Source organism: Streptomyces sp. NPDC014727 (genome assembly GCF_043083485.1).
Classification (GTDB): domain Bacteria; phylum Actinomycetota; class Actinomycetes; order Streptomycetales; family Streptomycetaceae; genus Streptomyces.
The window spans coordinates 238,238-256,756 of record NZ_JBIBYR010000005.1; the positions used below are offsets into that span (position 1 = coordinate 238,238).

The following is an 18,519-nucleotide window of genomic DNA, read 5'->3' on the forward strand; positions in this document are numbered from 1 at the left end:
TTCGACGCGGTCGGCGGATCCGGTCATGATCAGGCACATGACTTTGCACGTGATCGACCCGGTTCGTATCGGTACCGAACAGCTGCCGGGAGGGCGGCGGCTGGGCTGGGCCGAGTGGGGACCGGTGGACGGCGTGCCGGTGCTGCTGTCGCCGGGGGCGGCCACCAGCAGGCATCTGGGGTTCGGTTACGACGTGGCGGCCGACCTCGGCGTGCGGCTGATCTCGCTCGACCGTCCGGGGCTGGGCGCCTCCTCGCCGCTGCCCGGCCGCACCTTCGGGGACTTCGCCGACGACATCCGCGCGTTCGCCGCCCTGCGCGGCCTGGGCCGGCCCCTGATGGTCGGCAACTCGCAGGGAGCGCCCTTCGCCCTCGCGTGCGCCGCTGCCGGGGCGGTCGGCGCGCTCGCCGTGGTCTCCGGCGCGGACGAGATCGCCGCACCGCGGTTCGCCGACGCGCTTCCGGACGACCTGCGGGGCCTGGTCGACCTGGCGGTGTCCGACCCGGAAGCCGCCGAGAAGGTCTTCGCCGGGTTCACCGCGCAGGCGATGTGGGACATGGTCATGTCCGGCAGTCCGGAGTGCGACCTCGCCGTCTATCAGCAGCCCGCGTTCGCGGCCGCCTACCGGCGCGCGCTCGACGAGGCGTTCGCGCAGGGGGCCGCCGCGGGCTATGCCCGGGACACGGTTCTGGCCATGGGCCGCTGGGACATCGAATGGTCGGACATCGCCGTACCGGTCGACCTCTGGTACGGGGAGGAGGACACCAGTCACTCGCCCGACCGGGGCGCCGGTCTGGCCGCGCGCATCCCGGGTGCGGTCCGGCACATGGTGCCGGACGCGGGCGGGGCGGTGCTCTGGACGCATGCCGAGCAGGTGCTGAGCACGCTGCTGAGGCACGCCCCCGTCTCCTGACTCCCTCCCCCGCCGCGCAACACGACAGAAGGACCCCCGCCTGTCACGTCCAGGCGGGGGTCCCCCCTTCATCCGCCTGCCCGGTGAAGGTTGAGAAGACGATCACGAGGCAGGACGTTCCCGCGCCTCCCGGTCAGGGGGCGAGCAGCAGCACGTCGGCGCGCTCCTTGGCGGCCGCGTAACGCTGCGCCACGTCCTGCCAGTTGACGACGGCCCACATGGCGTCGATGAAGTCGACCTTCTGGTTCTTGTACTGGAGGTAGAAGGCGTGCTCCCAGGCGTCGAAGACCAGGACCGGGACGGAGCCCTGGCCGACGTTGCCCTGGTGGTCGTAGACCTGCTCGACGATCAGCTTGCCGCTCACCGGCTCGTAGGCGAGGACGCCCCAGCCGGAGCCCTGCGTGGTGGCCGCGGCCTTCGTCAGCTGGGACTTGAAACCGGCGAACGAGCCGAACGACTCCGTGATCGCGTCCGCGAGGTCGCCGACACCGTCCGCCGCGAGCGGCTCGCCGCCGCCGTCGCCGGTCATGTTGTGCCAGTAGATCGAGTGCAGGATGTGGCCGGAGAGGTGGAACGCGAGGTTCTTCTGGAGCCCGTTGATCGCTCCCCAGGCCTCCTTGTCGCGCGCCTCCGCCAGCTGCTCCAGGGTGTCGTTCGCGCCCTTCACATAGGCGGCGTGGTGCTTGTCGTGGTGGAGCTCGATGATCTGCGGATTGATGACCGGTTCGAGCGCCGCGTAGTCGTACGGGAGTTCCGGGAGCGTGTACGTGGCCATGTGGTCGAACCCTCCAGCTGCTTTCCTGTTGTTACTGCAACCTATATGCAAGAGCAGGCTAGCAGCAGGAGGGGTCGAAAGTGATCAGCCCTTCGCCCTAGGACTTGTCCTTTCGACCGGTCGGTGAGGACCGACGTGGCGCCCCTGCCACGGCGCAGTCGCGTCGGGGGCGGCGGCGAGTTCGGGGACCGTGGGGTACCCCGGCGCGGGTTCCGTTCCGGGCACGAGGGGCGGGGGCCGCTCGTGTGGTGATGCGGTTCATGACAGAACCTCTCGCGCGGGTGGGGAGTCGGCGACGGCGGCGCCGGTCACTCCGTCCAGCTGGTGAAGCCGGGCGTAGGCCCCGCCGCGCAGGAGCAGTTCTTCGTGCGTTCCGTGCTCGACGACCCGGCCGCGGTCCAGGACCACGGTGGAGGTGGCGTCGCGGACGGTGAGCAGGTTGTGGGAGATGACGACGGTGGTCCGCCCGGCCATGAGCCGGCGCAGCGGTTCCATGATCCGGTGGCACGACCGGGCGTCCAGGCCGGTGGTCGGTTCGTCCAGGAGCAGGACGGGTGCGTCCCTGATCATCGCGCGGGCGATCGCGAGGCGCTGGGCCTGCCCGCCGGACAGGGTTCGGCCACGCTGGCCCACCAGGGTGTCGTAGCCCTCGGGCAGCAGCTGGATGAAGTCGTGGGCGTCGGCGGCGCGCGCCGCCGCGACGATGTCCGCCTCTGTCGCGTCCGGGCGGCCGTAGGCGATGTTCTCCCGTACGGTGCCGTGGAAGACCAATGTCTCCTGGAGGACCACCGCCACGTTCTCGCGCAGCTCGGACAGCCGGAGGTCCCTCAGGTCGGTGCCGTCGAGCAGGATCGCCCCCCGGTCCGGGTCGTAGAAGCGCAGTTGCAGCTTCCCGATCGTGGACTTACCGGCACCGCTCGCGCCGACCAGTGCCAGCGTGGTGCCGGGCGTCACGTGGAACGACACGTCCAAGAGCGCCCACCGGGGTGTACCCGGATAGCGGAAGCAGACGCCGCGGAACTCGATGTCGCCCCGGGCGCGCCCCGTCCGCCGGGCGTCGGCGGCTTCGACGACCTGGGGGCTCTGGTCGAGCAATTCGATGATCCGCTCGGCGGAGGCGGACGCCGCGTAGAACGTGTTGGTGAGGTGGGACAGGTCCCGGATCGGACCGTAGAGGTTGCCCAGCAGCGCGAGGAAGACCAGCAGCCCGCCCAGCGTGAGCTGACCCTCGGCCAGCTTCCACGTGCCCAGGCCCATGACGACCAGCCCGCCGGCCAGCTCGATGATCTCGACGATCGGGCTGTAGACGGCGCGGATGCGCGCCGAGGCCATCGCCGCGCGGAACTTGCCCGCACTCTCGCGTTCGAACCGGCGCGCCTCCGACTCCTGCCGGTTGTACGCCTGCACCAGCGCGATGTTGCCGAGCGACTCCTCGGCGATCGCGCTGAGCGAACCGCTGCGCCGCCGCCGCTCCCGCGACGTGACCTTGATCAGCCGGGAGAAGTGCCGGGCCGCCCACCAGAAGAGCGGCACGATGACGAGGGCGAGGAGGGTCAGATCCCAGCGCAGGTAGAACAGCAGACCGAGGAAGACGCCCAGCCGGACCACGTAGTAGAGGCCGTCCGACACCCCCGAGAGGAGGAACGTTTCCACCGCGTCGACATCGCCGGTGATACGTGACAGCACGTCCCCCAGCCGCCGCCGTTCGAAGAATCCGAGCGAGAGACCCTGCACGTGCCGGAACACCTCCGACCGAAGGGCCAGCAGAAAACGCTCGCCGACCCAGGTGGACGTCACATCGTCGGCGAATCCCAGAATGCCGGAGCAGATGATGAGCCCTGCGTAGGCCAGGGCGATCCAGAGGAAGGGACGCAGATCGCGCGGCACGAGGACGTCGTCCACCACGATCTTGAAGAGCCAGATCTCGGCCCCGTCGACGACGGGGCCGACCATGCTGAGGACGAGTACCGGAACGAGCCAGCGCCGGCCACCGCGGGTATAGGGCCAGAACCGCCGGAACGCCTCACGCGGTGCTACGGGCGGCGCGGCGGCGACGACCGCGTCGGGGTCTTCGGCCACCGACAGCAGCCGCCGCAGCACATGAAGCGAGACACGCCTCATAGGACGCGTTCCTCAAGGATTGCCGACCGAGCGGGCCAAGAGCCCGGGCCCGCTCAGCCGTTCTGTGCGATCACCGGCGGTGATCGCGGTGGCCACGGTCACCATGGTCACCGTGGTCGTGGTCGTGGTCGTCACGACCGTGGCCACGATGGTCCCTTCCGTGGTCGTCGAAGCGCCGCGACCTGTCCCCCCTGTCGTGACGGCGTTCTGCGGGGATGAGATGACTGAAGATCGCCATGAGCTTTCCTCCTGAAGAGGCTTCCAGACGCAATACGCTCCGGAGCGCTCACGGGATTGCCCTTTCGGGAAATTTTTCTCACCCGGGTCCGCCTGCCCTCCTCGCCGCGCAGGTGTGCCGGGGCTCCGGGCCAGTCCTTCCACCGCACCGGGGCCGCCCGGGGCAGGCAATCCGTGCGGGCCCGTGTTACGTAAGGAGTATGCGCAGGATTGGCATCCCCTTGGAGCGGGTGCCCGACGAAGCGCTGCTGGCCGGGCTCATGACCGGCGACCCCGAGATCGCCGTGGCCTTCGTCCGGCGGTTCCAGCGTCGTGTTTTCGGCGTGGCCGTCGCCGTGGTCGGCGACGTCCAGCTCGCCGAGGACATCGCACAGCAGACCTTCGAGCGGGCCTGCCGACACGCTCAGGTCTACGACCCGCGCCGGGGATCGGTGCCCACCTGGCTGGCGGCCATCGCGCACAACCTCGCGATCGACGCCGTCCGCTCGCGCAAGGCCACTCCGGTCGACCCCGCGGACATGGAGAACATGATGGAGACCATCACCGACACACCGGAGCGGCACGCGCTCTCCGCCGAAACCGCGGAGGAACTGCGCCGCGCGGTCGGCTCACTGCCACGGGAACAGGCACGAGCCCTGGTGATGGCCGGTATCTACGGGATGACGGCTCAACAGATCGCCGACTTCGAGGAGATACCGCTCGGTACCGCCAAGAGCCGGATAAGGGCGGCCATGGGCAAGGTCCGGGCATCCCTCGCGACCAGGCAGGTGGACCATGACTGACAACGGCGGGTTCACCTGTGAGCGGCTCCGGGAGATCGGCGCGGAACTGGCGCTCGGCGTGCTGCCCGCCGAGGAGAGGGCCGGGGCGATGGAACACCTGGAGCACTGTCCTGCCTGCCGCGAACACCTCCGCGAGCTCGCGGCCACGTCGGACGCACTGCTGGACCTCGTTCCGGGCAGCGAACCACCGGTCGGCTTCGAGGACAGGGTGATCGACCGGCTCGGACTCGCCTCCGGACGGCCCCCGCGCCGACGCGTGCAGTGGCGGCGGTTCGCCCTCGGCGCGGCGGCGGCGGCAGCGGGTCTGGCCCTCGGCGGAGGCGGCTGGGTGCTCGGTGCGTCCGTCGGCCGTCCGGCCCCGGTCGCGCCCATCGTCTCCCCGGTACAACCTCGGCTGCTCACCGCCGAACTCGCCAACGCGGGCACATCGTTCGGGCAGGTCTACCTCTACACCGGGACCTCGCCCTGGTTGTACATGGCGGTGGACGCCGACGGGCACTCCGGCACTGTCCGCTGCCAGTTGCAACGGGCCGACGGCTCCACCGTCCGGGTCGGTTCCTTCACCCTCAATCACAAGGGCTACGGCTCCTGGGCAGGGCCCTACCCGGCCGGCACATCGCCGGTCACCGGCGTCCGCCTGCTCAACTCGGACGGCTCCGTGCTCGCGAGCGCCGCCTTCGGTCAGCTCCACAGCTGACGTCCGCGCCCGTGGACACCGGGAACACGTCGTCACGCGCGGGCCCGCGCACGGGCCTCGGCGAGCCGGGTCAGATGGTCGTCGTACGCCTTCGCGTAGAACGACGCCCGCGCCGGGTCCGGTTCGACCACCGTCGTCGGGGCCGTCCAGGCGGACGTGTCCAGCTCCGCCCCGAAGCGGCGCGCCGCCGCGAGCACCGCGCCCCGCGCACCGACCTCGCCCTCCACGATCCGGACCGGCCGGCCCAGTACGTCCGCGAACAGGCGCATCCAGGCGGGGGAGCGGGTGCCGCCGCCGCACAGGGCGAGGGAGCCGGTGAGGCCAGCGGCCTCCAGGCAGTGGCGGGCGGCGAAGCCGATGCCCTCGCAGACCGCGCGGATCAGATCCGCCGGGGTGGTTTCCAGGGACACACCGGTGAGTTCGGCGCGCAGGCGTGGCTCGACGAACGGGGCGCGCTCGCCGGACGGGGCGAAGTAGGGGAGTACGCGGACACCGTTCGCGCCGGGCGGGGTGGCGGCGAGCACGGAGTCGACCTCCGTGTGCCGCACGCCGGTGGTGCTCAGGACCCAGTCGAGGGCCGCGGTGCCGACCATCGCGGGCATGGCGCGCAGCCAGTGGCCGGGTCGGTCGGTGGAGATGTGGAGACCGGCGGGCTCGCCGTCCAGATCGAGCCGCCCGGTGGCCACCAGGGCGGCCAGGCAGGTGCCGACGATCAGCAGACCGTCACCGGGACGGGTCACGCCCGCGCCGAGGGCGCAGGCCGGCAGATCGTACGGGCCGTTGGAGATCCGTACCCCGGAGGGGAGTTCGGCGGTGGCGACCGGGTCGCTGACCGGGGCGAGGAGCGAGGCCCGGTGGTCGAGCCCGAGCGCCGCCACGACGTCGGACGAGTACGTACGGGTCATCGGGTCCAGAAACGGCATCGAGGCGTCGGAGACGTCCGTGGCCCGCACCCCGGTCAGCCGCTGGAACACCATGTCCTTGCAGTACAGCGCGGTCGTCGCCGCGTCGAGCGAGGCCGGGTCGTGACGGTCGAGCCAGGCCAGCACCGGGCCCGGACAGCCCGGGAACATCGCGCTGCCGGTGCGCCGGTAGACCGCCCCGAAGACACCGGACGCCTGCCAGGCGTCGACCACTTCATGGGCGCGGCCGTCCATCCAGGAGATCGCCGTACGGACCGGCCGGCCCGCCGCGTCGACCAGCCAGACCCCGTCGCCCTGTCCGGTGAGACCGGCGAACGCGACCCCGTCGGAGCCCAGCGCGGCCAGGACCTCGCAGACCGCCCCGTACACCTCGTCCATGTCCTGTTCCACGAAACCGCCGTGGATCGTGAGTCCCACCGGGCGGGACTCGACGGCCAGGGTGCGGCCGCGCGGGTCGAAGGCCGCGGCCTTCACCACGGATGTGCCGACATCGATGCCGATGTATCTCGTCATGGGTCCGGCCCTCCTCACAGCGCGTGGGCGAGCGGTTCGCCCCGCACGTAGCGCGCCACCTCGGCCGCGGCGATCCGGGCCGCCTTGTGCGCGACGGCCCGGCTGGCGCCCGCCACGTGCGGGGTCATCAGCAGATGCGGGGTGCGAAAGAGCCGCGATCCGGCCGGGGGCGGTTCCTGCTCGTACGTGTCCAGTGCCGCGGCCCGCAACCGCCCCGAGTCCAGGGCGTCGCACAGCGCCTCCGTGTCCAGCAGCCCGCCCCGGGCCGCGTTGACCAGAACCGCGCCGTGCGGCAGCAGGGCCAGCTCGCGGGCGCCGATGAGATGCCGGGTCTCCGGGGTGAGCCTGGCGTGCAGGGTGAGGACACGGGAGCGGTCCAGGAGCGCCTCCAGCGAAGGCGCGCGCATGCCATGGACGTCGCCGCGCACATGCGGGTCGTACACCTCGACCTCGGCGCCGAACGCGGAGAGCACCCGGGCGACCCGGCTGCCCACCGCCCCGTAGCCGATCAGGCCGACGGGGGTGTCCTCCAGCTCCAGCCCGCAGTTCTCGTACGTGTAGTGGGAGGCGTCCCAGCGGCCGTCGACGGCGAGGGAGCGGTGGGCCTCGGGGAGGCGGCGCAGGGCGCAGAGGATCAGACCCACGGTGAACTCCGCGGTCGCCGCCGCGTTGCGGCCGGGCGCGAAGCAGACCCGCACCCCCCGGGCCCGTGCCGCGGCCGCGTTGACGTTGACCGGGCCGCCCCGGCAGACCACGACCAGCCGCAGATCCGGTGCGGCGGCCAGGACCCGCTCGGTGAACGGGCCCATCTGCGTCACGCACACCTCCACCCCGTCCAGCGCGGCGATCAGCGCGTCCTCGGCGTCGCTGGCCTCGTCGACCTCGGCGACCTTGCCGAAGGGCTCCAGGGGCCAGGGAAGGGTGAGTTCGGTGAGGTGGGGCTCCGTGCCGAGAGGGCCGAGGGCGTGCTGCAGGGCCTCGGCGATCAGGGAGTTGCGGACGAAATGGTCACCGGCGACCAGAATTCTCGTCGTGGGGCGGACTGTCGCGGGGCGGTTCATCGCAGAGCGTCTCCTGTCCGGGCGTCGAAGACATGGATGTGCCGGGGATCGGCGGTGATGCGTACGGTGTCGTCCCGGTCGAGCCGTACCTCCGGACCGGTCACGGCGACCAGGGGCTCCGCCACCCCGTCGAGCGAGAGCGTGGCGATGCCGGATTCCAGCAGGGGTTCATGGGCGGCGACCCGGGCCCGTGCACCAGTGTCGTCCAGGCGCAGGTCCTCCGGGCGGATGCCGAGCACCACCGCGCGTCCCGCCGCCGGGCGGTGCGGTACGGGGATGAGCACGGAGTCCGAGAGCCGCACCCCGCCCGCCCCGTCGGCCGTCCCCGGCAGCAGATTGATCGCCGGCTCCCCGACGAAGTCGGCGACGAACAGATTCACCGGCGCGTCGTAGATCTCCTCGGGGGTGCCGAGCTGCTGGATCTCGCCGTCCCGCATCACCGCGATCCGGTCGGCGAGCGACAGCGCCTCCTCCTGATCGTGCGTGACGAGGATGGTGGTGTGGCCGCTGTCCCGCTGGATGCGCTTCAACTCCCGTCGGGTGGTGTCGCGCTGGGCGGCGTCCAGATGGGACAGCGGCTCGTCGAGCAGCAGCACGTCCGGGGTACGGATCAGGGCGCGGGCGAGGGCGACCCGCTGCTTCTGGCCGCTGGAGAGCCCGGCGGGGCGGGCGTCCAGCAGTTCCGTGATCCCGATGCGTGCGGCCATGTCGGAGACCCGGCGGCGGATCTCGGCCCGTCCGTACCGGCGCCGGGCGGCCAGTCCGAACCCGAGGTTCTCCGCGACCGTCAGCGGCGGGTACAGGGCGTAGTTCTCGAACGCCACCCCGATGTTGCGCCGCTGGGCGGGGAGCCCCACCACCGACGAGCCGCCGATGAGGATGTCGCCGCCGGTGACCGGCTCCAGTCCGGCGATCATCCGCAGGGTGGTGGACTTGCCGCAGCCGGACGGGCCGAGCAGCCCCAGCAGTTCGCCGGAGCGCAGTTCGATGTCGAGGGAGCGGACCGCTTCGACGGCGGCCCGGCCACGTCCGGTGTAGGTCTTGCGCAGTGCGCGCAGGACCAGTTCAGTCATCCGTCATCGCCGCCTCCCGTTCCGGACTCGCGGCCGGTGCCGCAGACCTCGTAGGGCACCTTGTGCTCGTCGAGTTCGCGCAGGTCCCGCTCGGACGCCCCGTCGTCGACCAGCAGCAGATCGAACCGGGAGAGCGGGGCGAGCCGGTGCAGGGCGACCCGGCCCAGCTTGGAGTGGTCGAGCAGCAGCACATTGCGGCTCGCCGAGTCGAGCATCGCCCGCTTCACGGAGACGATGTGCTGCTCCTGGTGGTAGGCGTAACCGCCGGACGCCGCGGAGGTGGAGGTGAAGCAGATGTCGACCTGGAGCGACTGCACCGCCTCCACGCACGAGACGCCGAGGAAGGAGGAGTGCAGCGGGTCGAAGTCGCCGCCGAGACCCATCAGATGGATGCCGCGCTCCTGCGACAGCAGGTTGATCGCCTCCAGGAAGTTGGTGACGACGGTCAGCGGGGTGATGGAGCGCAGTCTGCGCGCTATTTCCAGGGTGGACGTCGAATCGTCGAGCATCACCGCCATGCCCGGTTCTATGAGCCGCAGGGCCCGTTCGGCGACGGCGGCCTTCTCGGCGCGCATCGTCTTCAGCCGGTAGGAGACGTTCGACTCGAAGACTCCGGACGGCTGGGCGGTGACACCGCCGCGGAACTTGCGGACGATGCCCTGCCGTTCCAGCTCGTCCAGATCCCGGTGGATGGTCATCAGGCTGACGTCGAAGCGTTCCGCCAGCTCGGCGGCGCTCACCTCGCCCTGTGCGAGGACGTACTCGGCTATGGATGCCTGGCGCGGGGCGGGGCCCCGCTGCGGAACGTTGCTCACGTGCTGATCCTTCGTCCTGGACGTGCCGGCCGGTCGGCCTCGAACAGCAGCAGACTCTCAGGCGGTACGGAGAGCCGGACCGGACGGTCGGGGCTCAGGCCCGCCGCGTCGGCGCGCGGGACGACGAGGGACAGCCGCCGGCCGCCGATCCGGACGGTGACCTCGGTGGCGCGGCCCAGCAGCTCGGTCACGTGGACGACTCCGGCCAGCTCCAGGCCCTCGCACGTGCCGGGGCCGGTGCCGGCCGGTACCGCACCCGGGCCCTCACCGGGCCCCAGGAGCCGGATGTCCCGCGGCCGTACGCCCAGTTGGACCGCGGTCCCGGGCGGTGCGGGAACCCTCAGCGGCAGCTCGTACGCCCCGTCCGGCGACCGGAAGCACCCCTCGGCCGTCACCGTGCCCGGCAGCAGATTGATCCGGGGTCTGCCGAAGGACCGGGCGACGAAGGTGTCGTACGGGCGGTGCCACAGCTCTTCGCGGGTGCCGGTCTGCACCATGCGGCCGTCGCTGATCACCCCGATCCGGTCCCCGAGCGCCAGCGCCTCCACCGAGTCGTGGGTGACGTACAGCGTGGTCGTGCTCCGGACCGAGCCGATCGCCTTCAGCTCCGCGCGCATCGCCTGTCGCAGCTTCGCGTCGAGATGCGACAGCGGCTCGTCGAGCAGGAACGCGCGGGCCGGCCGGACCAGTACCCGGCCGAGCGCCACCCGCTGCCGCTGACCGTTGGAGAGCCTGCCCACCGGACGGTCCAACAGGGCGCCGATCCCGAGGAGTTCGGCGATCTCCCCGATCCGCTCGCGCGCCTCGTGCGCGGGGAGGCGGTGGCGCGGCGAGCGGAGCGGGGAGGCGAGATTGTCGTACGCGGTGCGGTGCGGGTACAGGGCGTACGACTCGAAACACATGGCCACGCCCCGGTCGTACGGCTCCACGCCCGCCATGTCCGTCCCGCCCAGCTCGACCGTCCCGGCCTGTGGCTCCTCCAGGCCGGCGATCGTCTTGAGCGTGGTCGTCTTCCCGGCGCCGGACGGGCCGAGCAGGCAGAAGAACTCGCCCTCGGCCACCTCCAGGTCCAGACCGTCGAGCGCGGTGTTCCTCCCGTACCGCTTGCTGACCCCGCGCAGCGTGATCGCCGCCGGGCCGGTCATGACTTCACCGCCCCGAACGACAGCCCGCGCACCAGATACCGCTGGATGGTGAGCGCCAGCAGCAATGGCGGGACCACCGAGACCAGGGCCGCCGCGGCCGTCAGGTTGTACTTGGGCCGGTCGCCGCCGAGGAAGGACAACGCGCCCACCGTCACCGTCTGCGCGTCCGACGACGTCAGGATCAGCGGGAAGACGAAGTTGTTCCACGCGAAGATGAACGCCAGCAGCGAGACGGCCGCGATGCCCGGCTTCACCAGCGGCAGCGCGACCTTGAAGAACGCCTGCTTGCGGGTGTAGCCGTCCAGCAGCGCCGCCTGCTCCAGCTCGGGGGAGAGATCCGAGAAGTACGACCGCATGATCCAGACGATCAGCGGGAGGGTCACCAGTTGCAGCACCCACACCATGCCGACATACGTGTCGAAGAGCCCGAGCTTCTGGTAGAGCACGAACAGCGGGATGATGACGGTGAGTTCGGGCGCGAAGCGGAACGAGAGCAGGGTGAACATCAGGTTCTCCGAGCCGCGGAACCGCCACCGCGCGGCGGCGTACGCGGCGGGCAGCCCGATCAGCAGCGACAGCGCGACCGCGCCCAGCGACACGACCAGGCTGTTCACGAAGAACCGCACGAACGGCACGCCCTGGTCGTCCCCGGCGCCGAGCACGGTGCGGTAGGAGTCGAAGGTCGGGGTGAACGAGAAGTACGTACTGAACAGCTCGTTCGTCGGCTTCAGCGACAGGATCACCATCCAGGCGACCGGGAACAGCGCGAAGACGAAGTAGAGGATCAGCGCCAGGTCGGCGGCGACGGAGAGCGCCCTGCGCCTCGTCCCGGCACCTCCGCGTCCGTCCCCCGTACGTCCGCGCCTCATCCCGGCACCTCCGCCGCCCGGTTCTGGATCCGGCCCAGATAGCGCACCAGCACCATCGTGACGAGGTACACCACGGCCCAGAGGACGATCATGTAGCTGATCCCGAACGAGTAGCGCTGGAAGCGGATCGCCTCCAGATAGGCCCGGATCTGGAGGACCATCGTGGAGTCGCCGGGGCCGCCCTCGGTCAGCGCGTAGATGATGTCGAAGACCTTCAGCGAGTCCATGAACCGGAAGATCACGGCGACCAGGACGTACGGCCACAGCATCGGCAGGGTGAGGCGCCGGAAGGTGAACCACCAGCCCGCCCCGTCGACCGCCGCCGCCTCGAACGGCGAGGCGGGCAGCGAGCGCAGTCCGGCCAGCGCGAGGATCGCGACGAACGGGGTGTAGACCCACACGTCCACGGCGATCGACGACAGCAGCGCGCCCGTCGGCGTGTCCGTCCACTGCACACCGCCGAGGCCGAACGGCTTGAGCAGATGGTTGACGACGCCGACCGACGGCTGGAGCATCAGCTTCCACATGATCGCGGCGATCACCGGCGCGATCATCAGGGGCAGGATCAGGATCTTCTCCAGCACCCGTCCGACGAGGCTCGACCGGTGCAGCAGCAGGGCCACGGCCACCCCGAGCACGGTCTCGACGGCCGCCGCGCCGACCGCGTACAGCGTCGTCACCCGCGCCGAGTCCCAGAACGAGGGCTGGGTGAGGATCCGCCGGTAGTTCTCGACGCCGACCAGGTCCGGTCGCGGTTTGCTCGCCGCGAAGTCGAACACCGTGTAGTAGAGGCCGAGTCCGAACGGGTAGAGGATGCCGCCGGTAAGCAGCAGTGCGGGCACGATCAGCAGATACGGCCGCAGCGAGCGGCGCCACGCCGGTACCGCCCGCTGTGCCCGCTTCCCGGCCCCCGTGCCGAAGGCCGCCCCGTGGTCGGTCTCCGGCACGGGCGCCACGCGTCCGGACATCGGTCAGCCGGCCTTCGACGCCAGATCGCCGGCCAGTGAGTTCAGCACGGACGAGGCGTTCTTCCCGCCGTAGATCTCCTGGAGGGCGGCGGCCCAGCTGGTCGTCGCGTCGAAGAACTGCTCCTGCGGGGTGAACTGGATCTTCGTCTGGTCGACGACCGTCTCGAACGTCTCGATGAAGCCGGGGATGGCCCGCATCTTCTCCTTGTACGCGGGGTCCTGGCTGACCGACCTGCGTACCGGGTCGATGTGGTTGTGCTCGATCGCGCCCTTGCGCAGATGCTCCTTGCCGGTCGCCCACTGGAGGAACAGCCAGGCCGCCGTTTTGTTGCGGCTCCTGGCGTTCATGCCGAGCGACCAGATCCACATGTTCGTGGCGAGCGAGCCGTCGGGGCCCTTGGGGCCGGGGTGGAAGGCGATCTTCCCGGAGGCGGGGGAGGCCCCCTTCACCGCCTGGAAGTAGGCGGCGGTGTCCGCGTCGAAGAGCATCCCCGCCTTCTTGGCACCGAGGTCGCTGGAGCACTGGTACCAGGTGTACGAGGTCCAGGACGGCGGCCCGCCCTTCCTGACCATCTCCGCCCAGTCCCGGGTGAACGCGATCGCCTCCGGGGAGTTCATCGCGGGCTTCACCCCGTCGCCCTCGACGGTGAAGTCCTTCAGCCCGTTGCGGGCGTACATCGTCATGAAGCCCGGGTGGATCGTCGCCCAGCTGCGCGAGCCGCGCACCGCGACCCCGTACATCCCGTCGAAGCCCGCCCCGGGGGCCCTGCGGGTGATGGCCCCGGCCACCTCGCGCAGTTCGTCGAAGGTCTCGGCCGGCTTCAGGCCCAGCTTCTCGAACACCTCGGTGTTGTACGCGACGACATTGGTCTCCCATCCCCATGGCAGCGCGTACTGCCCGCCCTGCCCGAGCGGAGCGCCCGCCTTCAGCGACCACTGGTCCGCCCGGAGCAGGTTGGGGAAGAAGTCCGCCTGGTCCCATTCGGCCCCGGTCGCCGAGGAGTTGCGCATCCAGGGGCCGAGATCCTCCAGCCAGCCCGGCGGGCCGTACTGCCACACCATGTACGCGCCGAGCATGAAGACGTCGTAGGAGGCGCGCCCGCTGGAGAGGTCGACGGTGAGCTTGTCGAAATAGTTGTCCTCGGGGAAGACGTCGTACTCGACCTTGATGCCGGTCTTCTCGGTGAACGCCTTCAGATCGGCGATCAGGGCATCGGTGTACGGATGCTTGTTGAGCAGCGCCTTGACCGTCCTGCCCTTGGCCCGCTTCCAGTCGAAGGAGCCGGTGACGTCGTCGGCCGCGGAGCCGCCGCCGTTGCTGGTGTCACCGCCGAAGCCCGCGCCGCAGGCGGTGAGCAGCGGGGTGGCGGACGCGGCCGCCGCCGCCGCACCGATGGCGAGGAACCGCCGTCGGTCGTGCGCGTGCATGTCCATCCGTGACCTCCACGGTCCGGCCGGAGATGGGGGAGGGGAGCGATGCCGTTCACACGTTGAGTCGACTGGTTAACAGAGCTTGGAACAACAGAAGTTGGCCGTCAATCCCTCGCGCAACGGAAATTCTCGGTGCAGAGTGAGAACTTCACAAGGAGGGCCGATATGTGGATGGGCATCGATCTCGGCACGCAGAGCGTCCGCGCGGTGGTGGCGACAGACCGTGGTGAGATCCTCGGCAGTGGCTCCGCCCCGCTCACCGGCAGACGCGACGGGGTGCGGCACGAGCAGAGCCCCCTCGACTGGTGGACGGCCGTCTGCGCGGCCAGCCGCCAGGCGCTGCGCGACTGCCCCGCGCCGCGAGCGCTCGCCGTCTGCGCCACCTCCGGCACCGTTCTGCTCGGCGACCGGACCGGCCGGCCCCTGACCCCTGGGGTGATGTACGACGACGGGCGCGCCGTGACGGAGGCGGCCACGGCCCGGACCCCGCCGAGCTGGGCGCTGCCCAAGGTGATGTGGCTGCTGAAGGAGTACGGGGCAGGGGCGGGCGACGGCGTACGGGTCATGCACCAGGCCGACCTGGTGCTGGCGCGGCTCGCCGGTACTCCTGTGCCCACCGACTCCAGCCATGCCCTGAAGACCGGCTACGACCTGGAACGCGACGCCTGGCCGCACCGGAGGTTCGGGAAGCTGGGCCTGCCCGAGGGGCTGTTCCCGGAGGTGGTGCGGCCGGGAACGCGGATCGGTGAGGTGGGGCGGGCGGCGGCCGAGGAGACCGGGATTCCGGCGGGCACGCTCCTGGTGGCCGGGATGACGGATGGCTGCGCGGCGCAGATCGCCTCCGGTTCGCTCACCGTCGGCTCCTGGAACTCGGTGCTGGGCACGACGCTGGTGCTGAAAGGAGTCACCTCGTCGCCGGTGCGGGACCGGGCCGCAGTGGTCTACAACCACCGTGCGCCGGACGGGAGCTGGCTGCCGGGTGGGGCCTCGGGTGTCGGCGGCGGAGCGCTGACCGCCGCCTTCCCGGCCGTGGACCCGGCGCGGATGGACGCGCTGGCTCGCGAGCACGAGCCCGCGCGCGTGGTGGCGTACCCCCTCGCCGCGCCGGGCGAGCGGTTCCCCTTCGTCGCGCCGGAGGCCACCGGCTTCCTGCTCGGCGAGCCGGCCTCCGACGCCGAGCACTGGCTGGCCCTGCTGACCGGGGTGGGCCTGGTCGAACGGCTCTGCCTCGACTACCTCGACCTGCTCGGCGCCCAGGTGCACAGCAGACTCACCCTCACCGGCGGTGCGGTCCGCAGCGGCTACTGGAGCCGGCTGCGCGCCGACATCCTGGGGCGGCCCGTATACATCCCGCAGTACAGCGAACCCGCCCTCGGCATGGCCGTCCTGGCCGCGTACGGGGCAGGGGCCAGGACCACACTGATCAGGGCGGCGGGAGGGATGGTGCGGCTGCGCCACGTGCTGCATCCGCATCCGGTGCGTACGGCGTGGTACACCGAGCCGTACCTCACGCTGGTGGACGAACTGGAGCGACGGGGCTGGCTCCCGGGCCCGGTCGCCGCCCATGCCCGTACGCGGGCCCAGGCGTCGTGATCCGACCGGACCCGATCGGAGAAGTCGTGATCCGCCCCTGGTCCTTCGGCGACACCCCGGCCCGCCCGTACCCGAACGGAGGAGCCATGACCACTCGTACCCGAACGGAGAAGCCATGACCGGGAGACCGGCCGCCCTGCTGCTCGTCCGCCACGGGCAGACCGTCTGGCACGCGGAGAACCGCTACGCCGGGGTCAGCGACATCGCCCTCACCGACGAAGGGCGTCGCCAGGCCGAGCGGCTGGGCGAGTGGGCGGTCCGGCACCCGGTCGACGCGATCTGGACCTCGCCGCTCACGCGCGCCATCGAGACGGCGGAGCCCGCCCGCCGGGCGCTCGGTCTCGTCCCCCGGCGCGAATACGACCTGCGCGAATGCGATTTCGGTGAGGTGGAGGGGCGCACTCTGACGGAGTTCGCGGCCGGGGACCCGGAGCGGGCCCGGCAGTATCGCGCGGACCCGGTGGCCCACCCCTTCCCCGGGGCCGAGGACCCCCGGGCGGCGGCGGCCCGGGGGGCGATGGCGCTGCGCCGGATCGCGGACGGGCACCCGGGGCAGCGGGTCCTCGTCGTCGCGCACAACACCCTGCTCCGGCTCGTGCTGTGCGAACTGCTGTCGATTCCGCTGGGCGCCTACCGCAGGGTCTTCCCGCAATTGCGCAACGGTGCGGTCAGCGAGATCCGGATCGGGGAGCAGGGCGGTGCGCTGCTCTCCCTCAACGTGCCGTGCGTGCCCGGCGTCACCTCTTGACGGCCGCGGACCGCCGCTGCCGTACGAGACCGATCGCCGCCAGTACGACGGTCAGGGCACCGGACGCCAACAGCTGGTCACGCGTGCCGGGCTGGCGCAGCATCAGGACGAAGATGCCGAGCATGGCCAGGAGCGCCACGACCGTCAGGACCGGGAAGAGCCACATCCGTACGACCAGCTTCTCCGGTGCCTCGCGTTCCAGCCGGTCGCGCAGGATCAGCTGGGAGAGGGCGATGAAGATCCAGACGACCAGGATCACCGCGCCGATCATGTTGAGCAGCCACGGGAAGACGTCATCGGGCCGCCAGTAGCTGAGCAGCACGCACAGGAAGCCGAACACGGACGAGACCAGGACGGCCGCGCGCGGGACGCCCGAGGAGATCCTGCCGAGCCGCTTGGGACCCTGGCCGCGGGCGACCAGCGAACAGGCCATGCGCGAGGCACCGTAGATGTTGGCGTTCATCGCGGAGAGCAGGGCGACCAGGATGACCACGTTCATGATCTCCGCGGCGCCGCTGATGCCGAGGTGGTTCAGAGCCGCGTAGAACGGGCCCACCTCCACGACCTTCGGGTCGTCCCACGGGACCAGGGTGACGACGACGGCCATCGAGCCGACATAGAAGAGCGCGATCCGCCACATCGCCGTCCGCACGGCCTTCGCGACACCTCGCACCGGGTTCTCGGACTCGGCCGCGGCGATGGTGACGGTCTCCAGACCGCCGTACGCGAAGACGGAGGCGAGCAGCCCGATCACCAGGCCCTCGGCGCCGTTCGGCATGAAGCCGCCCTCGCCCCTGAGGTTGGTGGCGCCGGGGGCGTCCGTGCCCGGCAGCACACCCAGGATCGCCAGCACGCCCAGTACCAGGAAGAGGGTGATCGCCACGACCTTGAGGGTGGCGAACCAGAACTCGAACTCGCCGAACTTCTTCACCGAGGCCAGGTTCGTGCCCAGGAAGACCACCATGAACAGCGCGACCCAGGCCCATTCCGGTGTGCCGGGCAGCCAGCCGGTGACGATCTTCGCGGCACCGATGCCCTCCAGACCGACGGCGACACAGAGCAGCACCCAGAACGCCCAGCCCACGGTGAACCCCGCCCACGGCCCGATCGCCCGCTCCGCGTGGACGGAGAAGGAACCGGAGGCCGGGTTCGCGGCGGACATCTCGCCGAGCATCCGCATCACAAGCATGACCAGCAGCCCGGAGACGGCGTACGCGACGACGATCGACGGGCCCGCGGCGGCGATACCCGCACCCGAGCCGACGAAGAGCCCGGCGCCGATGACACCACCGAGGGCGATCATCGAGAGGTGGCGCTGCTTGAGCCCGTGGGTGAGCGCAGAATCGTCCCCGGTGCCGGAGACGGCGACCGGGGAGCGGGTGGGGGGAGACGCGGTGTTCCGAGACATGGACGAGCTCTGTTCGGTAGGGGAGGCACGGTGCAAGCGGGGGCCGTGCGGGGACGTGGAGGGACGAGCAGGTGTGGGGGGTGGGGGACCTGCGCGGACAGTCTGAGCACGCACTCCGCCCACAGGGAACCACTGTCCGCATTACGGGCACGATGCTCACACAAGGTGCACACCCGGGCACGCGCCGACGCCGGAGCGGGATCCCGGGCGGCTCGGGCGCGTGCCCCCGGCGGGCCGGGAACGGCTCCGGGCGATGCGGGAACGGTCCCCGTCGGGCGGGGATGCGGCCCGTGGGCGGCCCGCGTTTTGGCGGGAACCTACAGTCCCTCCCGGCCGCCCCTCCCGGCAGAATATGAGCCGATCCGTCCTCACCTCAGTGACGAGCATCACGCCGCCGCGTGATTGCGTGCGCTCCTTTGTGTGAACCCCACCAACGCCTCGACCGTC

At 71.0% G+C, this 18,519-nt stretch carries 17 protein-coding genes; 5 read left to right on the forward strand and 12 right to left on the reverse strand.

The genetic code is table 11. The features are described 5' to 3' along the window. Window positions 1-37: 37 nt before the first annotated feature. Window positions 38-913 (forward strand): alpha/beta fold hydrolase, encoded by an 876-nt coding sequence (locus ACF1B9_RS11290; RefSeq protein WP_391740873.1) that lies wholly within the window; start codon window positions 38-40, stop codon window positions 911-913. Between the two features lie 133 nt (window positions 914-1,046). On the opposite strand, the gene ACF1B9_RS11295 is transcribed toward ACF1B9_RS11290, so the two are convergent. The 3 genes from ACF1B9_RS11295 to ACF1B9_RS11305 form a co-directional block, all read right to left on the reverse strand. After that, window positions 1,047-1,688: a superoxide dismutase gene (locus tag ACF1B9_RS11295; RefSeq protein WP_391740872.1), complete on the reverse strand. Its 642-nt coding sequence runs from the start codon at window positions 1,686-1,688 to the stop codon at window positions 1,047-1,049. 258 nt (window positions 1,689-1,946) lie between these two features. Beyond that, the gene (locus tag ACF1B9_RS11300) at window positions 1,947-3,809 is read right to left on the reverse strand and encodes an ABC transporter ATP-binding protein (RefSeq protein ID WP_391740871.1); all 1,863 of its coding nucleotides are present in this window, start codon (window positions 3,807-3,809) and stop codon (window positions 1,947-1,949) included. 12 nt (window positions 3,810-3,821) lie between these two features. Further along, window positions 3,822-3,956 carry a hypothetical protein gene (locus ACF1B9_RS11305; protein ID WP_391740870.1) on the reverse strand — a complete coding sequence of 45 codons (135 nt, stop codon included), beginning with the start codon at window positions 3,954-3,956 and terminating at the stop codon, window positions 3,822-3,824. 290 nt (window positions 3,957-4,246) lie between these two features. Here ACF1B9_RS11305 and ACF1B9_RS11310 point away from each other — a divergent pair, with 290 nt between their 5' ends. Both ACF1B9_RS11310 and ACF1B9_RS11315 read left to right on the forward strand, forming a co-directional pair. Further along, on the forward strand, window positions 4,247-4,828 hold the full coding sequence (locus ACF1B9_RS11310) for an RNA polymerase sigma factor (protein ID WP_391740869.1): 582 nt from the start codon (window positions 4,247-4,249) through the stop codon (window positions 4,826-4,828). Then, window positions 4,821-5,525, forward strand: a complete 705-nt coding sequence (locus ACF1B9_RS11315) for an anti-sigma factor family protein (protein WP_391740868.1) — start codon at window positions 4,821-4,823, stop codon at window positions 5,523-5,525. The genes ACF1B9_RS11310 and ACF1B9_RS11315 overlap by 8 nt, the downstream gene beginning before the upstream one ends. Window positions 5,526-5,557: 32 nt before the next feature. Here ACF1B9_RS11315 and ACF1B9_RS11320 read toward each other — a convergent pair whose 3' ends face one another. The 8 genes from ACF1B9_RS11320 to ACF1B9_RS11355 are packed head-to-tail and all read right to left on the reverse strand — an operon-like array spanning window position 5,558 to window position 14,326. Beyond that, window positions 5,558-6,961, reverse strand: coding sequence for an FGGY family carbohydrate kinase (locus ACF1B9_RS11320; protein WP_391740867.1), 1,404 nt, complete (start codon window positions 6,959-6,961; stop codon window positions 5,558-5,560). Between the two features lie 14 nt (window positions 6,962-6,975). After that, on the reverse strand, window positions 6,976-8,022 hold the full coding sequence (locus ACF1B9_RS11325) for an NAD(P)-dependent oxidoreductase (RefSeq protein ID WP_391740866.1): 1,047 nt from the start codon (window positions 8,020-8,022) through the stop codon (window positions 6,976-6,978). Next, window positions 8,019-9,095, reverse strand: coding sequence for an ABC transporter ATP-binding protein (locus ACF1B9_RS11330; protein ID WP_391740865.1), 1,077 nt, complete (start codon window positions 9,093-9,095; stop codon window positions 8,019-8,021). Before ACF1B9_RS11330 ends, ACF1B9_RS11325 begins: the two co-directional genes overlap by 4 nt. Next, window positions 9,092-9,910 carry a DeoR/GlpR family DNA-binding transcription regulator gene (locus tag ACF1B9_RS11335; protein ID WP_391740864.1) on the reverse strand — a complete coding sequence of 273 codons (819 nt, stop codon included), beginning with the start codon at window positions 9,908-9,910 and terminating at the stop codon, window positions 9,092-9,094. The genes ACF1B9_RS11330 and ACF1B9_RS11335 overlap by 4 nt, the downstream gene beginning before the upstream one ends. Beyond that, entirely contained in the window at window positions 9,907-11,055 is a 1,149-nt protein-coding gene (locus ACF1B9_RS11340; protein WP_391740863.1) for an ABC transporter ATP-binding protein, read from the reverse strand. The genes ACF1B9_RS11335 and ACF1B9_RS11340 overlap by 4 nt, the downstream gene beginning before the upstream one ends. After that, entirely contained in the window at window positions 11,052-11,924 is an 873-nt protein-coding gene (locus ACF1B9_RS11345) for a carbohydrate ABC transporter permease (protein ID WP_391740862.1), read from the reverse strand. The genes ACF1B9_RS11340 and ACF1B9_RS11345 overlap by 4 nt, the downstream gene beginning before the upstream one ends. Further along, on the reverse strand, window positions 11,921-12,892 hold the full coding sequence (locus ACF1B9_RS11350) for a carbohydrate ABC transporter permease (RefSeq protein WP_391740861.1): 972 nt from the start codon (window positions 12,890-12,892) through the stop codon (window positions 11,921-11,923). The genes ACF1B9_RS11345 and ACF1B9_RS11350 overlap by 4 nt, the downstream gene beginning before the upstream one ends. A gap of 3 nt (window positions 12,893-12,895) precedes the next feature. After that, entirely contained in the window at window positions 12,896-14,326 is a 1,431-nt protein-coding gene (locus tag ACF1B9_RS11355) for an ABC transporter substrate-binding protein (protein ID WP_391740860.1), read from the reverse strand. A gap of 162 nt (window positions 14,327-14,488) precedes the next feature. Between ACF1B9_RS11355 and ACF1B9_RS11360 the strand changes: the two genes are divergently transcribed. After that, a complete protein-coding gene (locus ACF1B9_RS11360) occupies window positions 14,489-15,916 on the forward strand; it encodes an FGGY-family carbohydrate kinase (protein ID WP_391740859.1) in 1,428 nt (475 codons plus the stop codon). A 115-nt stretch (window positions 15,917-16,031) separates the two neighbouring features. Further along, window positions 16,032-16,664, forward strand: a complete 633-nt coding sequence (locus ACF1B9_RS11365) for a histidine phosphatase family protein (protein WP_391740858.1) — start codon at window positions 16,032-16,034, stop codon at window positions 16,662-16,664. Here ACF1B9_RS11365 and ACF1B9_RS11370 read toward each other — a convergent pair. Beyond that, window positions 16,654-18,072 carry an amino acid permease gene (locus ACF1B9_RS11370; protein WP_391740857.1) on the reverse strand — a complete coding sequence of 473 codons (1,419 nt, stop codon included), beginning with the start codon at window positions 18,070-18,072 and terminating at the stop codon, window positions 16,654-16,656. The genes ACF1B9_RS11365 and ACF1B9_RS11370 overlap by 11 nt on opposite strands. Window positions 18,073-18,519 lie beyond the last annotated feature (447 nt).

Coding starts and splice junctions, on each gene's coding strand:
- ACF1B9_RS11320 (WP_391740867.1), bottom strand. CDS start 6,961: ATGACGAGATACATCGGCATCGATGTCGGCACATCCGTGGTGAAGGCC.
- ACF1B9_RS11300 (WP_391740871.1), bottom strand. CDS start 3,809: ATGAGGCGTGTCTCGCTTCATGTGCTGCGGCGGCTGCTGTCGGTGGCC.
- ACF1B9_RS11350 (WP_391740861.1), bottom strand. CDS start 12,892: ATGTCCGGACGCGTGGCGCCCGTGCCGGAGACCGACCACGGGGCGGCC.
- ACF1B9_RS11365 (WP_391740858.1), top strand. CDS start 16,032: ATGACCGGGAGACCGGCCGCCCTGCTGCTCGTCCGCCACGGGCAGACC.
- ACF1B9_RS11310 (WP_391740869.1), top strand. CDS start 4,247: ATGCGCAGGATTGGCATCCCCTTGGAGCGGGTGCCCGACGAAGCGCTG.
- ACF1B9_RS11315 (WP_391740868.1), top strand. CDS start 4,821: ATGACTGACAACGGCGGGTTCACCTGTGAGCGGCTCCGGGAGATCGGC.
- ACF1B9_RS11325 (WP_391740866.1), bottom strand. CDS start 8,022: ATGAACCGCCCCGCGACAGTCCGCCCCACGACGAGAATTCTGGTCGCC.
- ACF1B9_RS11340 (WP_391740863.1), bottom strand. CDS start 11,055: ATGACCGGCCCGGCGGCGATCACGCTGCGCGGGGTCAGCAAGCGGTAC.
- ACF1B9_RS11345 (WP_391740862.1), bottom strand. CDS start 11,924: ATGAGGCGCGGACGTACGGGGGACGGACGCGGAGGTGCCGGGACGAGG.
- ACF1B9_RS11295 (WP_391740872.1), bottom strand. CDS start 1,688: ATGGCCACGTACACGCTCCCGGAACTCCCGTACGACTACGCGGCGCTC.
- ACF1B9_RS11330 (WP_391740865.1), bottom strand. CDS start 9,095: ATGACTGAACTGGTCCTGCGCGCACTGCGCAAGACCTACACCGGACGT.
- ACF1B9_RS11360 (WP_391740859.1), top strand. CDS start 14,489: ATGTGGATGGGCATCGATCTCGGCACGCAGAGCGTCCGCGCGGTGGTG.
- ACF1B9_RS11370 (WP_391740857.1), bottom strand. CDS start 18,072: ATGTCTCGGAACACCGCGTCTCCCCCCACCCGCTCCCCGGTCGCCGTC.
- ACF1B9_RS11290 (WP_391740873.1), top strand. CDS start 38: ATGACTTTGCACGTGATCGACCCGGTTCGTATCGGTACCGAACAGCTG.
- ACF1B9_RS11355 (WP_391740860.1), bottom strand. CDS start 14,326: ATGGACATGCACGCGCACGACCGACGGCGGTTCCTCGCCATCGGTGCG.